A 13,730-nucleotide genomic window follows, 5' to 3' on the forward strand; every position below is an offset into this window, starting at 1 on the left:
GCGAAGTAGCGTTGGTGGTAAATATCGGCACTGGCTTTTTGTTCGAGCTCCGTGTGGGATTTGATCCCATGCGGGTTTGCATGCTCCAGTCCCCATCACGTCGTTTCGCGTCCTGCCAGCGCGATAATTAGCTCATCCAGCTTGGTGTGATGGCGGCGGTGTCGCGATAGCCCTGGATCGGCACGACAGCGAGTCGCGCCCCTGCTTGCGGCAAGTTCACCGTGGGCCACCCTTGAACCTCAATGTAGCGTTCGGTGCGATGACATCCCGAGTTCGCATCGGCATATACCGTATTCGGCCTCGACGACCTTCATCGCGGTCACCTTGCCGAGGATATCCGCCCAGCATGCTCCTGTAGTCGGCGGCCAGGTGCTGCACAAACCAGTTCGCAAGGGCCTTCCTGTTTCGGCGCGTCAAATGGGCGGTCTGTTGTGCAAAGGCGCCCGCTGGCCGGGAGCCAGCGGGCGGCGGACCTTGCGGCCCTATTGACCGCCTGGAGGGGACCGGCGGGCAAATGGGATGACTTTCAGCGCTCCAATCTGAACTACAGGTAGACGATTTTCGGTCAGTTTCAAATAATCGATCTGATTCCACGATTCGGTTGGATTGCGAACCGGAACCTGCTCCTTCGGACGTTCATTGGGCCTGTTCGAAGGCGCGGATGCCTCGGATAGGCTACCATGGTTCAGATGCGTGCAGTGCTCATAATCATGGTCGCGGGCACCGCAGCGAGAACAGCACATCGAGATTTGGCCTAACAGCATTCACTAAAATGCGCGACTTGGATTTTGGTTGCCAAGGCTGGAAGCAAACATCCGGGTGCTGAAGACCCTCAAGGGCCCACACCCTACGAACACATCTGCAAAACCTGGGCAAAAGAGCCCGAGCACTTCATCCTAAATCCGATCCAGCAAATGCCGGGACTGAACACCGTGTGGCCCACCGTCCATCCCGTCGATGACACCGTTCGTTTCCACTCCATTTCGAGCCTCACCGCCCACCTCGCGCGGCTGTGTCGCCCTGATTGCCTTCAGCGCTCTTACTTGCCGCAGGCCGGCTCGCCTGGATGCCCGCAGGACGGCTTCTTACCTGGCGGCTGCTGCGGCTTGGGCTGCTGCGGCAGGCGCTGTTCTTGGATCTGGGGCTTCGGCTGGGCACGGAACTCCGGCTTGGGCTGTGGTGGCAGACGTCGCTCTTGGATCTGGGGCTTCGGCTGGGCACGGAACTCCGGCTTGGGCTGCGGTGGCAGACGTCGCTCTTGGATCTTGGGCTTCGGCTGGGCGTGGAATTCCTGCTTCGGCTGCGCATGAAACGTCGGCTTCTGCGGCTTGGAGAACACGTGCACGTTCGGCTTTTCCTGCAGCTTGAGCTGGCGCTGTGGTTTCCGCTGCACGTTGATTTCCGGGCCGACGGAACCACCACCGCTGTTCTGCAGCTTGCGGATTTTCTTGTTCCCGTTGCCCGGGACCTGATCGCTCGGTACGACAACGGCCTGGCCAGCGGACAGGTCCTTGCGCGTCAGCTTCTTCGGCTTGCCGGTGTTCTGGTCGGACAACGCGTTCGGAGTGTTCTTCCTGAACTTCTGCCGAGCGTTCAGATCTTGCCCGGCCGGTGCACCGCTGACGGTCGGCGGCTTGCGGAACTTGCCATTCTTGCCCTGCCCATTGCCGGCTCCGTTCTGCTGGCCAGCGCCCTGCCCTGTCGTCACAGCGGCGCCTGTATTCCCTGTAGCCTGCGGGTTCCCGCTTATCGTACCCTGCTTGCGCAGGTTCCTGGACTTGTCGTTGGGTAAGGTCTGGCTGTTGAGCACCGGCTTGCCGTTGACGAGTGGCAGCGTCTTGCGGTTGGCGCCGGGCAAGGCGTGATCAGTCGAAAGTTTGCCGCCAGGTAGCGTCTTCGACATCGGCGTGGTGCCGCCTGGTTGACGACCTTGCGCCGCACCCTGCCCGAGCTTCGCCGGCAGGCCGCTCGGATTCTGCTTGACCAGCGCGGCCCTTTTCTGCAGCTGCGGCGGCAGCGCAACCTTGGCCGCGAGCGCGGCCGCGCCCAGGCCTGCGGCGGCGCCGAGCTTCTGGCCGGTGGTGAGACCGCCCGGCGCATTGCCATTGATCGTGGTGTTGTGGATGTTGTTGAAGACGATGTCGTCGGGCGGAAATGTTTCCCAGACAGTGCGAACCAATCTCGCGCGGCTTTGCGGTTGAATTTCGTCCAAAAAATAGCGGTTTTGGGTATCCCGACGCGATGCGATCCGCAGCGGGCCGGGTCGGGGCACCGCCTGCATGTGGACGTTGCTATCGGCGATCCGGCACGGAGACGGCAGGAGACGTCCTGAGCATAAACTGGCACCGAAATAACGGGTCAGGGCTTTGTTGCAATTAGGCTGCTGCCAGATAGAGGCCCGCCCAGAGCTACCTAAGGGCTACCAACATCCAAGCAGGGCATGCAGGACTCATCATTCAGAGCCTGCTAAACTTCCGCGCATATTGGAGGGATGTCATGCTCAACCCGTCGCAACAGATCATGAGGTTAGGATTCGGATTCGCCGTGTCACAGGCACTGCGCGTCATTATCGAACTCGGCATCCCCGATCTCCTGGCTGCCAGCGAACAGTCGGTGGATGAACTAGCGGCTGCCACTCAGTCAGATGCTGACGCGCTTTATCGTGTAATGCGACTTCTCGCGCCCGAAGGGGTCGTTAGGGAAGTGCTGCCCCGCCATTTTGAGTTGACGGAGGTTGGCGCCGTGCTGCGCTCCGATCAGCCTGGCCCCCGTGACTTCGTTCGTATGATCAACAGCGAGGCCTATCTTGCCTTCGAGCAGCTCATGCATTCTGTCCGCACCGGAAAGCCAGCCTTCGACAAGGTGTTCGGCAGCCCAAGGTTTGACTGGCTGTCGGCACACCCCGAGCAGGCTGCCTTGTTTCAGCGTGCCATGGTCGCCTTGAGCCAAGGCAGCAACGAGGCCGTTACCGAAGCTTGTGACTTCAAGCCGTTCACGCGGGTCGTCGACGTTGGCGGGGGACATGGCCAGCTTCTCTCGGTGATCCTGGCTCGCAATCCCCATTTGGACGGCGTGCTTTTCGATCTGCCTTCGGGCGTCGCGGCAGCACGCCAGGGTGCCGGAGGCGACCTGCCGCGCACCGAATTTGTTGCCGGTGATTTCTTTGAAAGCGTTCCCACCGGTGATGTCTACGTCATCAAGAAGGTCATTCACGATTGGGACAACAGGCGTGCCGCGGTGATCCTGCAAAATTGCCGCAAGGCAATGCTGCCGAACGGCAAGGTGTTCGTGGCCGAAACGCTCGTGCCGCCGGGTGACGAGCCGAACCAGATCAAGGGTATCGACGTGGTCATGCTCGCCGTCACTGGCGGCCTGGAGAGAACGCAGACCCAATATGCAAGCTTGTTCGGCGCCGCAGGGCTGCGCCTTGAACGAGTGATTCAGACCCGAGGACCCATTTCCATCCTTGAGGCCTGCCCAGCCTAACGCGGCATGGTCGACGTCGCGGCACTGAACCGAACACTAGAAGCCGTCCCTCCGAGTTTTGATTAAGGGAGCGAAACCATGAATGCTCTGTCTGCACTTTCTCCATCCTGATTCCTCGCCGCATTCCTGGCGGTTTGCTCACAGGCCGACAAAGGTCTCCGGCGGGCATAGGCCGGATGGGCCGAATACCCGACTGATCTCCCGGTAGCCGTTTTCAGGGACTGACATCCTGCGCGTGTTCTGAAGCGCGGCGGCATCCAGGTTCCTGTCCAATTTCGCAGGTTTCGTACCGCTCGCCCTTCCCGCCGACGGGTCGAGGAATCAGTCATGATCGCAGTGCCCCGCAGAAGAACGCCCACTGGTCCGCCGCAGGTTTCGCAGCGGCACAATTTTGCGATGTTCCGGACCAACGTGTCGGAGCTGGTCGCAGTTGCGCAGGCGGATTGGATCGCCGGGTGCTGAGGGTCAGGCGCGGTTTTGAAGCGCCAGCTCTCTCGTTGCCGGTCTCGACGATATCGCATTGATGGGTCAGGCGATCGCGCCGTGGTCATTCTTGACATCACCGAAAACGGGAGGCCATTTCCCAAAGGTCTGGTGGTGGTGACGATGACCGAGGTCTGCTCGTTGAGGCGGTCAGGCGGCCGAGATAGTCGGCCATGCGTCCCTGCCGTTCGGTCCGGGTCTCGGCCTCGGGCTTGTTGACCAGATCCACGACATTCAAACCCGACGGGTGAACGCTCGCGTCTTGGGGTTCGAAATCTCTGAGCAGGCGCCAAACCCAAGACCTCGCTCAGGCCTCCACAATGAGGAAGTCATCCGCCATCATTCGGTCACGGTGTCGCCATGACGGTGGACGACTCTCCACTGGCCGTCCTCCCGGCGATAGACCTGAGTGACGCGCAACGTGTATGTACGCGGCTTGCCGTCGACCGAGACGGACGTGCGCTCCAGTCCAACTGTGTAGGCCATGTCGCCGATCACGTCGTACGCCTGCACCTCGACGACGAAGGACGTGCAGTTCGAGAAGCTCTTTCCCAGATAGACGAAGAGGTCATCAATCTCGGCTTGACCGTTGGCGTTGCGCCACGCACCGAGAACGGTGACCGGCTCACGATGGGACCAGAGCGCCCGGCGAGGCGCCGGGTCACCATTGTGGAGGGCAAGCTCGGCTTGGTACAGCGAGGTCTTCACCCACGCCAGGAAGTCTTCACGGTCCTTCATCTTCCTCGCGTCCTCCCTGTGCAGCGCCTTGTCACAATCCGGTAGATTGAATTTCGAAGCTTTTGGCGTTCAGCATGATCGAGCCGCTATCAAGGATGTTCGACTTATCCGAAGGCTCAAATCATCAATCTGTAAAATGATTTTAAAAACCGCCTACAGGCTGGTGCAGACGCGACGCCGATCGAGATCAGGTCTTCCTGAGCGCGACCGACCTCCCGACGAAGAAGGGGCCGATCGAGAGCCCAGTGCCGGCAATGACACGATGGTCAAGCCGCAAATCTATGAATCGGTGTCGAGCGGACGTCAGAAGAAATCAGCCTGACATGATGATGGCGGGACATAGCCCGCCACCATACCGTTAGCGAAAGCCGTGGCTTATTTGGAACCGCCGAGTGCCTTCAATTTCTCGCAGAACTGGGCGTGAGGCTTGCTCATCGCTGCGTCGTTGCATTCCTTCATCATCTTGTCCTGATCGGCCTTAGCCATGCCAGCCCAAGCCTTTTTCATATCGGCGTCCGGCTTCATCGTCTTCATGCCCGCGTCGGTGAAGAACGGCGCCATCATCTTGGGTTCGTCGAGTGCGCCGGCAAGCGCCGCGCCGCCGACAATGGTGAACGCAAGTGCACCGAAACAGACAGTTTTGAAGCTCATGAAATTATCCTGCCCTACTCTTTTGCCCCGACCGTCGTTTGCGATCAGGTGCGGTTTTTAACGCAATATAAGCGGCATCTAAAAAATGGCGAATGTTAGGATGCCGCTTCACAAATCGATACATCCTTGAAATGGCATAGCTACAAAAGGCACTTTCCCGGCAAAATTTTGCAGGCATGCTCGGCATATTCGAGCGCTGATCGCTCCTGCTGGAAGGCGTATGAAGCGCACGAAAATCTCGTCTCAAAGCTATCACCCCGTTCGTGTAATTTCCGAGCGCCTTATCAGGCGCACCTTCATGCTCCATGTTGGATAGCGAGGAGGCGCTCTTGAGGGCGGCGCCAGGCAAGCGAGCCGCTGACGACGAGCAACGATTATGCGGGTCCGATTCTCGATCAGTCGTCGGCCACTACCAGCCGTAGCTGAAGGTGGCGCCGCCGCCATCATCGCCGTTCTGAACAACATTCGCGTCGGTGTTTCTTCCGAACTGGAAAATGCCGTAGGCGTTGTCATTGCCGTTCTGCTGCAGGGTGGCGGAATGGCCGTTGCCCTCCTGCTGGATGATGCCGAGATTGCCGCCGCCGTTTTGTCCGATGCCGGCGGCGTTGCCGTGTCCCAACTGGCGGATGCTGGCGCCGTGCAGGCCGCGATACAACGAATAGACGTGCAGGCCAGTCGCCAGCGCGCCAGCGTCGCGAGCGTTGCCGGGAGCAAATGTCACCGAAACCCAGCCGCCCGCGTAAGCCGGCGCAGACAGCGCCGCCTGGCCGATGCCGCCGGCAACGAGAGCGGCGGTAAGGGTTCTGAACATATTGGGGGTCATCTTGATCTCCATTTTCCGGCTGCCCCAGCCTATGGCCAACCTTCTCATCTCGTGGCTGAACGCTGCCGGAATCCTTCGTTCAGCTGTCGTTCAGTCATTTTTCCCCCGGGCCTGGCGCACATAAAAAAGGGCGCCGAATGCCGACGCCCTTTTTGTAAATCTGGCGATGCGGTCAAGTCGCGCCGCCGACCCGCTCGGCGCAGCCGATGCTCTTGCCATCGACCGTGACCTCGAGCTTGGTGTCGTAGACGGCGCCCTTCGCGTCGAGCGTGACTGCGCCGAGCGTGGCAGGCTTGCCGGGCGCGGCGCTGAAGGCGCCGCCCTGCTCGATATTGGTGCCGCCGGACCGGCCGACGCTTCCGACATGGAAGGAATAGGTGCCGCTCACCTTTCTGTCGGCACGGGCGAGCGCCTCCAGCGAGACCATGTCGCCTTCCGGCGTGACACGGATCTCGCAGTGCACCGGACCAATGGACTGGTCGGCGGTGGCCATAGCCGCCAGCGCGCCGGCCGGGACCAGGACCAGGGCGAGAGCGGCCATGACGCGGCGGGGATGCTTGACGATGCGTGGCATGTTCGTCTCCTTGGCACGAGTTGGCCGCGGCCGCGGACTCTTTCCACGGCCGCCCGGCCGTTGCCGTGTTTATGGGCAGGCCTGGACGAAAGCGGCGACGTTGCCGCTGCCGCCCTGGCTGACATTGGCATCGCAGCCGTGGCCAACCTGCACGCCGGCGGCGATGTTGCCGTTGCCGTCCTGGGTCAGGATGGTGGTGTCGTTGGAGCCGAACTGGGCGACGCCGGCTACGTTGTGGTTGCCGTTCTGGTAGGTGGCGCCGTAGTTGCCGATCCCTTCCTGGCCGATGGCCGAAAGGTTGTGGCGGCCGCGCTGCTGGCCGATCACCGTGTTGAAGCGGCCGTCCTGGTAAACCCGGATACGGTTCTTAAAGCCGTTCTGGGCGCCGCCGGCCAAGTTCGACCAGCCATATTGCTCGATGCTCACGTCGTTGGCCATGGCCGGGGCGGCGGCGGTAATACCGACAAGAGCGGCGAGCGCGGTTGCGATGAAAGAAATGCGGATCATGAGAGCGTCTCCTTTGGCGGACGGGACCGCGAGTTGAACGGCTTCCTTTTACGAAATGCCGTTCGAACCGATGCTGAAGGCTGCGTTCAGATGGAGTTCAGGAAGGACTAATGGATCGCACTATTGAGACTTTAGAGAGGATTTCCGCCATTCGGGCCGAAACATCCACCGGAGCGGGGCCGGTGGTGAATTAGGCTTCACTCGACTACTTGTCAAAACCTGGCAGCCATGCCCTTCCATCATCTGTTCAAAGGGGGCGGCCATACCATTCATACTAATTTGTAAGGTAGGTGCACGGAACCGAACCGGGAGTTTGCAGCTTCCTGGCGTTCAACAAGGATGCATAAGGCGCGCCTAATGTTCAGTGACAAAGAAACACGATTCTTAGAGGCAGGGCTGTTCGTCGCTGTGCCGCTCTCAATCCTTGTCGCGGTGTTGATGGTTAGCCTTACGTTCGGCTGGTTTGGATGAGCGCGAATGGGATCAACTTTCTTGAGGTCAGCTGAATGCTGGTGTCGCCGCTTCACAACATCGTCTTCCCGGTCGGTGCGAGCGGCTCTCATTTTTTCGGTAGATATTACTACCGCCGATCTTAGATCGGGACCTTTAGCAATCCGCTGGCGGATTTTTACATTGGGCGGGGTTTAATCGTGGACGCAAATGCAGCAAACCCGGTTGTCGGGCCATCCAAGCCGCGACTGCTTAGCATCCTTGGACCCGGCCTGATCACGGGAGCCTCTGACGACGATCCAAGCGGCATTGCGACCTATTCCCAGGTCGGTGCCCAGTTCGGCTACAGCATGGGCTGGGTCATGTTGTTCAGCTGGCCTCTGATGTGCGCGATCCAGGAGATCAGCGCCAGGATCGGCCGTGTCACCGGTCGAGGTATCGCGGGCAATCTGCGAAAGCACTATCCGGCCAGCGTGGGAATTTCCATCGTTTCGTTGCTCATGGTCGCCAATATCATCAACATAGGCGCCGACCTGGGAGCAATGGGAGCTGCGCTAAAGCTAATTATTGGCGGGCCGCAGCTGCTTTACGTTGCCGCGTTTGGCATCGTGACCGTCCTGCTTGAAATCTTCTCGCGTTACGCGCGCTATGTGTCGGTGCTGAAGTGGCTCACACTGTCACTTCTGGCCTATGTCGCCGTGGCCTTCGTGGCGAAGGTCCCCTGGGCGACGGTCGGTTACAATCTGGTTGTTCCGCACATCAGCTTTGACGGCCAATATATCACTTCTGTCGTGGCTATTCTTGGGACGACGATCAGCCCCTATCTTTTCTTCTGGCAGGCTGGACAGGAGGTGGAGGAGGTTAAGGAGCGCGATGAGGCCTCGCCGCTCAAAGTCGCTCCCGAACAGGCCCCAGAAGAACTGACACGTATCCGCATCGATACCTATTTTGGTATGGCCATTTCCAACGCCGTTGCCCTCTTTATTATCGTGACTACCGCAGCGACGCTGAACGCCAACGGCGTGACCGACATTCAGACCTCATCGCAGGCGGCCGAAGCGCTTCGTCCGATCGCCGGCCCGTTTGCGTTCTTCGTCTTTGCGCTTGGAATTATTGGCACAGGGTTGCTGGCATTGCCCGTGCTCGCCGGCTCCTCCGCCTATGCCCTGGGAGAGACGCTCGGCTGGAACGTGGGATTAGCCAAAAAACCGCACCGGGCTAAAGCCTTCTACAGCGCGATCGCTGTGGCGACCCTGGTCGGGGTCGCCCTTAATTACACGCCGATCGATCCGATTAAGGCTCTGTTCTGGAGCGCGGTTATCAATGGCGTCGTGGCTGTGCCAGTCATGGGTATGATGATGCATCTGTCGGGCAAGCGCGCGGCCATGGGAGACTTTCAGCTGCCGACAGGGCTCAAAATTGTCGGCTGGCTTGCCACTGCGGTCATGGCCGTGGCTGCGGTGGGCCTCTTTGCGACGTGGTAATATGGGCCCCGCCTCGCTGTGCGAGGTCTTGCGCGCGTTGCGGGGCCATTTCTTCAACTTTGTTCAGCGGAATGAACACCTCTGTGCCGCCCTGCTGGCAGTTGCGGTCCTCGCACTCGTTTCATTGGTCGTCATGGTTCTATTCCTTTCCCGTTACATGCCGAAGGCATGCCCCTCGGCATGCCTTCGGGGGGCGCGTGAGCGCGCGGCAGAGAGGCGGGCGAATGCCGGCGAGCGGAGATGGGCTGCGCCTCGAGCGGGGCGGATGGGATCAGCTTGCGAACGGGCGGCCCCCTCTGACGCAGGCGGCAATCGGGAGAGAGAAGGTCGCCCCAGCACAACTATTCGTCATGTCCGCCGTCGGTTCGCCGACGCCGCAGGCGATGAAAAATGGGAGAACTCTGAAGATCCCGATGTGCTGTAACGGCCAGCAGAACGGCGAACAACAAAACCAGCGCAAACGCTACCCCAAAAACCCAGGCCATCGCGATCTCTCCTTAGAACCCACAGAACGCTCTGCCGGTCGTAAGGTTCATTTTGAAAGAGCGCCTCGCCTGTTTACTTCGTCAAGGATTCTCTGCGCCACGTATTCGGCGGAGGCCCCATTTCATGGCACTGAGCAAGCGTTTCCTGCATGCTGCCAAGCTCACGGGGATTGGCTCGACGCCCACTGCCCAGGCATCTACCAGATGGACATCGCACCGCAGAGCGGCTGGTAAGCTGTGTTTAGTCCAGTGAATGGTTGATAGGCATTCATTTCAACGTAAGCGCTCATTTCCCCGCACATTGACGGCCCTTGCAACAACTGATCGCTTTCAGACGGACGCGTCGGGTCAGGCTGCGGCGGCTTTGAGGAAGTTGAAGGGCAGGAGATCGTCGATAGCCACGTTCTCGGGGCGCTGAGGCAGTTCAGTGAGGACGTGGCGCAACCACGCTAACGGCTCGACGCCACAGGCGCGGCAGGTTAACATCAGGCTGTAGACGATGGCGCTGGCCTTGGCTCCGTCGACAGTATCGCTGAACAACCAACTCTTCCTGCCAGTTGCAAAAATCCTGATGTCGCGCTCCAGAAGATTGTTGTCGATCGGCATGCTGCCGTCCTCGGTGTAACGCGTCAGATATCCCCATTGGTTCAGGGTGTAGGAGACGGCGTCGCCGAGCTTGCTGTCCGGCAAGACTTTTGGGGCGATGTCGTCGAGCCATGCCTTGAGAGCATGGAGGATGGGGACACTATGTTGCTGGCGGAAGCGGCGAATGCAGTGATCTCGCGTTTCGCCGTCATCGGGGATTTCGTTCCGCGCCTGCCTTTCAACTCGGTAGAGCTGTTCGAAGAACCGGAGTGCCTGTTCCGGCGGCCCGCCGCCTTTCTTCCTCGCCTTTAGGGCATCGACGAAGCGCCGCCTGGAATGGGCCATGCATCCAAGATGCGTTGCCCCTTCCAGCGTGCGCCAGGCGGAATAGCCGTCGCTCATCACGATGCCGCGGTAATCGCCGAGGAAGGCCTGCGGGTGTATCTGGCCGCGGCCCGGCTGATATTCGAGCAGCACGATCGGCTCGTCACTGTCCTGGCCGCTCCGGTATGCCCACATGTACGAGGTGCTGGCGGCCTCTCTGTCCATTTCCTTCAGCACCTGGACCGTGGTCTCGTCACCATGGATGAGGGGCTGCGATCTGAGCCGCAGCTTCAGCGCGTCATAGATGCGGGAGAGATGCTTTTCGCTCGAGCCGATCACCCAGTGGCCCAGAGCGCCTCGGCTGACAGGAACGCCGGCGCGCTCGAATGCCTGCGCCAGGCGGTAGAGCGGTGTGCCGTCGACATACTTATGAACGAGCGCGAAGGCCAGCGTCGAGGCCGTAGCGATGCTGCCCGGCAAAGGTTGCGTGGGCATCGGCGCGGTCACGACCGGCGTGCTGATCCCGGTGCGGTCGCAATGACGGCAAGCATATTTGAACCGCACATTCTGCAGGACCTTCGCCTTCACCTCGATATGAAGTTGCTCGGTAACGGTCTCGCCCATGCGATGCATCTGGTGACGGCAGCAAGGACAAGCCTTCTGGGCGTCGGGAAGGTCATACTCGACACGCTCGCGCGGCAGGTTTTCCGGCAAGGCCTTGCGGCCGCGCTTCTTTCCCGTCGCCCCTTCGCTCGCCGGCAAGCCCGTGTCCGGCAGGACAACGACATCGCCATCTTCGTTGTCGGCGGCGTCCTCATCCGCGGCCTGTTCGGCTTCATTGAAGAGGCGGTCAATGTGTTTTTCACTGCGCGGCGCAAAACGATGCAGTCGTGCAAGCGCCAGCTCTTCCTCGAGTTTGACGACGCGTTCGGTGAGTTGACGGTTCTCCGCCCGAAGCGCAGCAATACGCGCCATCAACTCTTCAACAGTCGGTTCGCCGGGTCGATTCATCAGATTCTTGAATCGAAAGCATGCCGGCGCGTCAATCGCTCAATTCGAGAGCCCTCAACCGGCAACCTGATATTGCCGCACCGGATGGCGGACCATCGCATCGATATCGATGCCGTCGAGGATCCAGTGCAATTGCTCGGTCGTAAGCGTGACCACCGCTGCCTCCCGGCGCGGCCACCGGAACTTGTCCTCGGTCAGCCGCTTCAGGACCAGCACGAAGCCGGACCGGTCAAAGAACAAGAGCTTCATCCGGTCGCGACGGCGATTGCAGAAGGCAAAAACCGCTGGAGCAAACGGATCGAGCGCCATCGTCTCTTGGACCAGAACCGCAAGGCTGTTGATGCCGGCCCGGAAGTCGATCGGCTCGCGGTGCAGGTAGACTTTCAGGTCAGCGCCCAGTCTGAACATGACCCAGTGCTCCGATGGTCGCCGTCAATGCATCCACATCACCGCATTCCAGCGTCAACTTCACGCCGTTCGGCAGTGACGCGCTCACCTTGGCTGGAGAGGAAAAAAGCGCAGCCCTTTTGGCTTCCGACCCATGCACTTCATCACAGGTCGCCGGCAAATCCACCGCAGCCATGCTGCTCTGTCGCAGCAAGACCCGATCGGAAGTGCTTTCAATCTGAACCGGGATGAACGCCGGTGATGAGGACGGCGGGAGGGACTGGGTCTCAGTGCGCTTCTTTATCCACTTCCGAAGAAGGTTCGCATTGACCCCATGTTCGAGCGCAAGCCTCGATACCGACACGCCAGGCTCAAGGCAGGCCGAGACAAGACGGTCCTTCGATGCAGGGTCGTATCGGCGTCGCCCGTTCCGACCAACAAGCCTTACCTGCAATTTCTGATCATCTTCTTCCATCACAAGGTGTCCACCTATTTGGGTGGACACCTCATGCATCAGAGCACTCAACAGCAAAAGGTGCGGGGAAATTCGCGCTTACATTTCAACTGCGTGAAGTCGTAGTGCCGCGGGTCGCCGAGTGTTCTACGTCCATGAAGGCGTTCACGCGTTTCTAGCGGCTGAAGTTGCAAGAGCCTGGCAGACTCTTCATGGCTGGCAGGGTCGTTGATGCGTCGTCATTCCAATTCACCGACGTCGCCTCTTTGAAACAGCACCTTCTTCGTGGTTCCTCCGGCAGGTTTGCTCCACGCAATCACACCGGCGTGCTTGCCAGCAAGTGCGGATGCCAAAGCGATCGCGTCCTTTTCGCTTTCAGGCTGTGCGGGCTTATAGGAGGGGATCAGAACTCCGCTCTCGTTCAGATCAAAGGCCGTGACGACGAAGATTTGATCGACTGGATTCGACACTACTTATCCCCTGGGTAGCCGTGCGTTTCTCACGGAACGAGTCGATGCGGGTTATGTTCCAGGCGATGCCAACTAGTGTCGGGCTCGCCCAGGGGCCAGCAGTATGCCGACTGAACGTTCGGATGCAGTTTTCTTTTGGATGGCGGCGGCTTCTCACGAGCGAAGCGCACTTGCCAAAGCTCGTCGTGTCACCGGCGTTGTCGTCCATTGGCTTCAATGCTGCCGCCACGGCCACGCCGATTCCTAACGGGTTGATCGCCACAAGCCATAGCCCTTGCGAGCGCGACACCGAAACTCTTACCTCATGGGCAAGAAAGGCACGCCATGTTGGCTGGGCTTTCATCAATGCTATCGAGACGTGGCAATTATGGCAAGCGGTCCCGGGATGCCACCGCGGCCCACAAGGCTGCTGCCAACTAGGGCCAAGCCCGGACCATGAAGCATTTGCGCGGCGAGGCACGCAACGGCGCGCTCTGCCGCGGCATATTCGACCAGAAGCGATCCGTTACGTCTGATGGGACTACTTCTTCACGATATTGCCGTGGTTCAGGTCGAAGGCCTGCGTGTCTCCGGCCTGCTTGTGAAAATCATCCTGCAGTTCTCCCCATTCCCCGAGATACGCGCCACACTGGCTGCAATGAATGGCCGTGTGCTCCTCCGCGTTGTTCGGGATGTCCAACAGGATCGTCCCGCACGCTTTGCAGTCCAGTTTGTGGTCGAGCCGCTTGCTGTCCATCGGTGCTGTATATCCTGTCGGTCAACAGCATTTTATCCGCAGGCTCGCATACCGTCCAGCCGTTCCAGGAGTATTGGCCCAT

At 59.9% G+C, this 13,730-nt stretch carries 14 protein-coding genes; 3 read left to right on the forward strand and 11 right to left on the reverse strand.

From position 1 onward, the window contains the following. Window positions 1–1,039: 1,039 nt before the first annotated feature. Window positions 1,040–2,281, reverse strand: coding sequence for a hypothetical protein (locus DBIPINDM_RS43830; protein ID WP_416361819.1), 1,242 nt, complete (start codon window positions 2,279–2,281; stop codon window positions 1,040–1,042). A gap of 215 nt (window positions 2,282–2,496) precedes the next feature. Here DBIPINDM_RS43830 and DBIPINDM_RS42790 point away from each other — a divergent pair, with 215 nt between their 5' ends. Beyond that, entirely contained in the window at window positions 2,497–3,486 is a 990-nt protein-coding gene (locus tag DBIPINDM_RS42790; RefSeq protein ID WP_258589643.1) for an acetylserotonin O-methyltransferase, read from the forward strand. Between the two features lie 822 nt (window positions 3,487–4,308). Here DBIPINDM_RS42790 and DBIPINDM_RS42800 read toward each other — a convergent pair. From DBIPINDM_RS42800 to DBIPINDM_RS42820, 5 genes are all read right to left on the reverse strand, one after another. After that, a complete protein-coding gene (locus tag DBIPINDM_RS42800; protein ID WP_258589644.1) occupies window positions 4,309–4,707 on the reverse strand; it encodes a YybH family protein in 399 nt (132 codons plus the stop codon). A 375-nt stretch (window positions 4,708–5,082) separates the two neighbouring features. Then, window positions 5,083–5,358: a hypothetical protein gene (locus tag DBIPINDM_RS42805; RefSeq protein WP_258589645.1), complete on the reverse strand. Its 276-nt coding sequence runs from the start codon at window positions 5,356–5,358 to the stop codon at window positions 5,083–5,085. A 409-nt stretch (window positions 5,359–5,767) separates the two neighbouring features. Continuing rightward, window positions 5,768–6,181, reverse strand: a complete 414-nt coding sequence (locus DBIPINDM_RS42810) for a curlin (RefSeq protein WP_258589892.1) — start codon at window positions 6,179–6,181, stop codon at window positions 5,768–5,770. A gap of 172 nt (window positions 6,182–6,353) precedes the next feature. Next, window positions 6,354–6,755 (reverse strand): curli-like amyloid fiber formation chaperone CsgH, encoded by a 402-nt coding sequence (gene csgH / locus DBIPINDM_RS42815; protein WP_258589646.1) that lies wholly within the window; start codon window positions 6,753–6,755, stop codon window positions 6,354–6,356. A 69-nt stretch (window positions 6,756–6,824) separates the two neighbouring features. Further along, the gene (locus DBIPINDM_RS42820; RefSeq protein WP_258589647.1) at window positions 6,825–7,262 is read right to left on the reverse strand and encodes a curlin; all 438 of its coding nucleotides are present in this window, start codon (window positions 7,260–7,262) and stop codon (window positions 6,825–6,827) included. A gap of 650 nt (window positions 7,263–7,912) precedes the next feature. Here DBIPINDM_RS42820 and DBIPINDM_RS42825 point away from each other — a divergent pair. Together DBIPINDM_RS42825 and DBIPINDM_RS42830 are read left to right on the forward strand one after the other, a co-directional pair. Continuing rightward, window positions 7,913–9,196: an NRAMP family divalent metal transporter gene (locus DBIPINDM_RS42825; protein ID WP_258589648.1), complete on the forward strand. Its 1,284-nt coding sequence runs from the start codon at window positions 7,913–7,915 to the stop codon at window positions 9,194–9,196. Window positions 9,197–9,546: 350 nt separating this feature from the next. Continuing rightward, the gene (locus DBIPINDM_RS42830) at window positions 9,547–9,915 is read left to right on the forward strand and encodes a hypothetical protein (protein ID WP_258589649.1); all 369 of its coding nucleotides are present in this window, start codon (window positions 9,547–9,549) and stop codon (window positions 9,913–9,915) included. Between the two features lie 114 nt (window positions 9,916–10,029). On the opposite strand, the gene tnpC is transcribed toward DBIPINDM_RS42830, so the two are convergent. The 5 genes from tnpC to DBIPINDM_RS42855 form a co-directional block, all read right to left on the reverse strand. Beyond that, the gene (gene tnpC, locus DBIPINDM_RS42835) at window positions 10,030–11,601 is read right to left on the reverse strand and encodes an IS66 family transposase (RefSeq protein ID WP_258581801.1); all 1,572 of its coding nucleotides are present in this window, start codon (window positions 11,599–11,601) and stop codon (window positions 10,030–10,032) included. 54 nt (window positions 11,602–11,655) lie between these two features. Next, window positions 11,656–12,009, reverse strand: a complete 354-nt coding sequence (tnpB, locus tag DBIPINDM_RS42840) for an IS66 family insertion sequence element accessory protein TnpB (RefSeq protein WP_014761846.1) — start codon at window positions 12,007–12,009, stop codon at window positions 11,656–11,658. Further along, window positions 11,990–12,463: an IS66-like element accessory protein TnpA gene (gene tnpA, locus DBIPINDM_RS42845; protein ID WP_258580855.1), complete on the reverse strand. Its 474-nt coding sequence runs from the start codon at window positions 12,461–12,463 to the stop codon at window positions 11,990–11,992. Before tnpA ends, tnpB begins: the two co-directional genes overlap by 20 nt. Window positions 12,464–12,681: 218 nt before the next feature. Then, a complete protein-coding gene (locus DBIPINDM_RS42850; protein WP_258589650.1) occupies window positions 12,682–12,912 on the reverse strand; it encodes a hypothetical protein in 231 nt (76 codons plus the stop codon). A 520-nt stretch (window positions 12,913–13,432) separates the two neighbouring features. After that, the gene (locus tag DBIPINDM_RS42855; RefSeq protein WP_136619709.1) at window positions 13,433–13,648 is read right to left on the reverse strand and encodes a hypothetical protein; all 216 of its coding nucleotides are present in this window, start codon (window positions 13,646–13,648) and stop codon (window positions 13,433–13,435) included. Window positions 13,649–13,730 lie beyond the last annotated feature (82 nt).

The organism is Mesorhizobium sp. AR02, assembly GCF_024746835.1.
GTDB lineage: Bacteria > Pseudomonadota > Alphaproteobacteria > Rhizobiales > Rhizobiaceae > Mesorhizobium.

What these genes read in the sequence shown, in the direction of transcription:
- DBIPINDM_RS43830 (WP_416361819.1), bottom strand. Translation starts at nt 2,281, where the DNA reads ATGCAGGCGGTGCCCCGACCCGGCCCGCTGCGGATCGCATCGCGTCGG.
- DBIPINDM_RS42790 (WP_258589643.1), top strand. Translation starts at nt 2,497, where the DNA reads ATGCTCAACCCGTCGCAACAGATCATGAGGTTAGGATTCGGATTCGCC.
- tnpA (WP_258580855.1), bottom strand. Translation starts at nt 12,463, where the DNA reads ATGGAAGAAGATGATCAGAAATTGCAGGTAAGGCTTGTTGGTCGGAAC.
- tnpC (WP_258581801.1), bottom strand. Translation starts at nt 11,601, where the DNA reads ATGAATCGACCCGGCGAACCGACTGTTGAAGAGTTGATGGCGCGTATT.
- DBIPINDM_RS42805 (WP_258589645.1), bottom strand. Translation starts at nt 5,358, where the DNA reads ATGAGCTTCAAAACTGTCTGTTTCGGTGCACTTGCGTTCACCATTGTC.
- DBIPINDM_RS42800 (WP_258589644.1), bottom strand. Translation starts at nt 4,707, where the DNA reads ATGAAGGACCGTGAAGACTTCCTGGCGTGGGTGAAGACCTCGCTGTAC.
- DBIPINDM_RS42830 (WP_258589649.1), top strand. Translation starts at nt 9,547, where the DNA reads ATGTCCGCCGTCGGTTCGCCGACGCCGCAGGCGATGAAAAATGGGAGA.
- DBIPINDM_RS42820 (WP_258589647.1), bottom strand. Translation starts at nt 7,262, where the DNA reads ATGATCCGCATTTCTTTCATCGCAACCGCGCTCGCCGCTCTTGTCGGT.
- DBIPINDM_RS42855 (WP_136619709.1), bottom strand. Translation starts at nt 13,648, where the DNA reads ATGGACAGCAAGCGGCTCGACCACAAACTGGACTGCAAAGCGTGCGGG.
- DBIPINDM_RS42810 (WP_258589892.1), bottom strand. Translation starts at nt 6,181, where the DNA reads ATGACCCCCAATATGTTCAGAACCCTTACCGCCGCTCTCGTTGCCGGC.
- tnpB (WP_014761846.1), bottom strand. Translation starts at nt 12,009, where the DNA reads ATGTTCAGACTGGGCGCTGACCTGAAAGTCTACCTGCACCGCGAGCCG.
- csgH (WP_258589646.1), bottom strand. Translation starts at nt 6,755, where the DNA reads ATGCCACGCATCGTCAAGCATCCCCGCCGCGTCATGGCCGCTCTCGCC.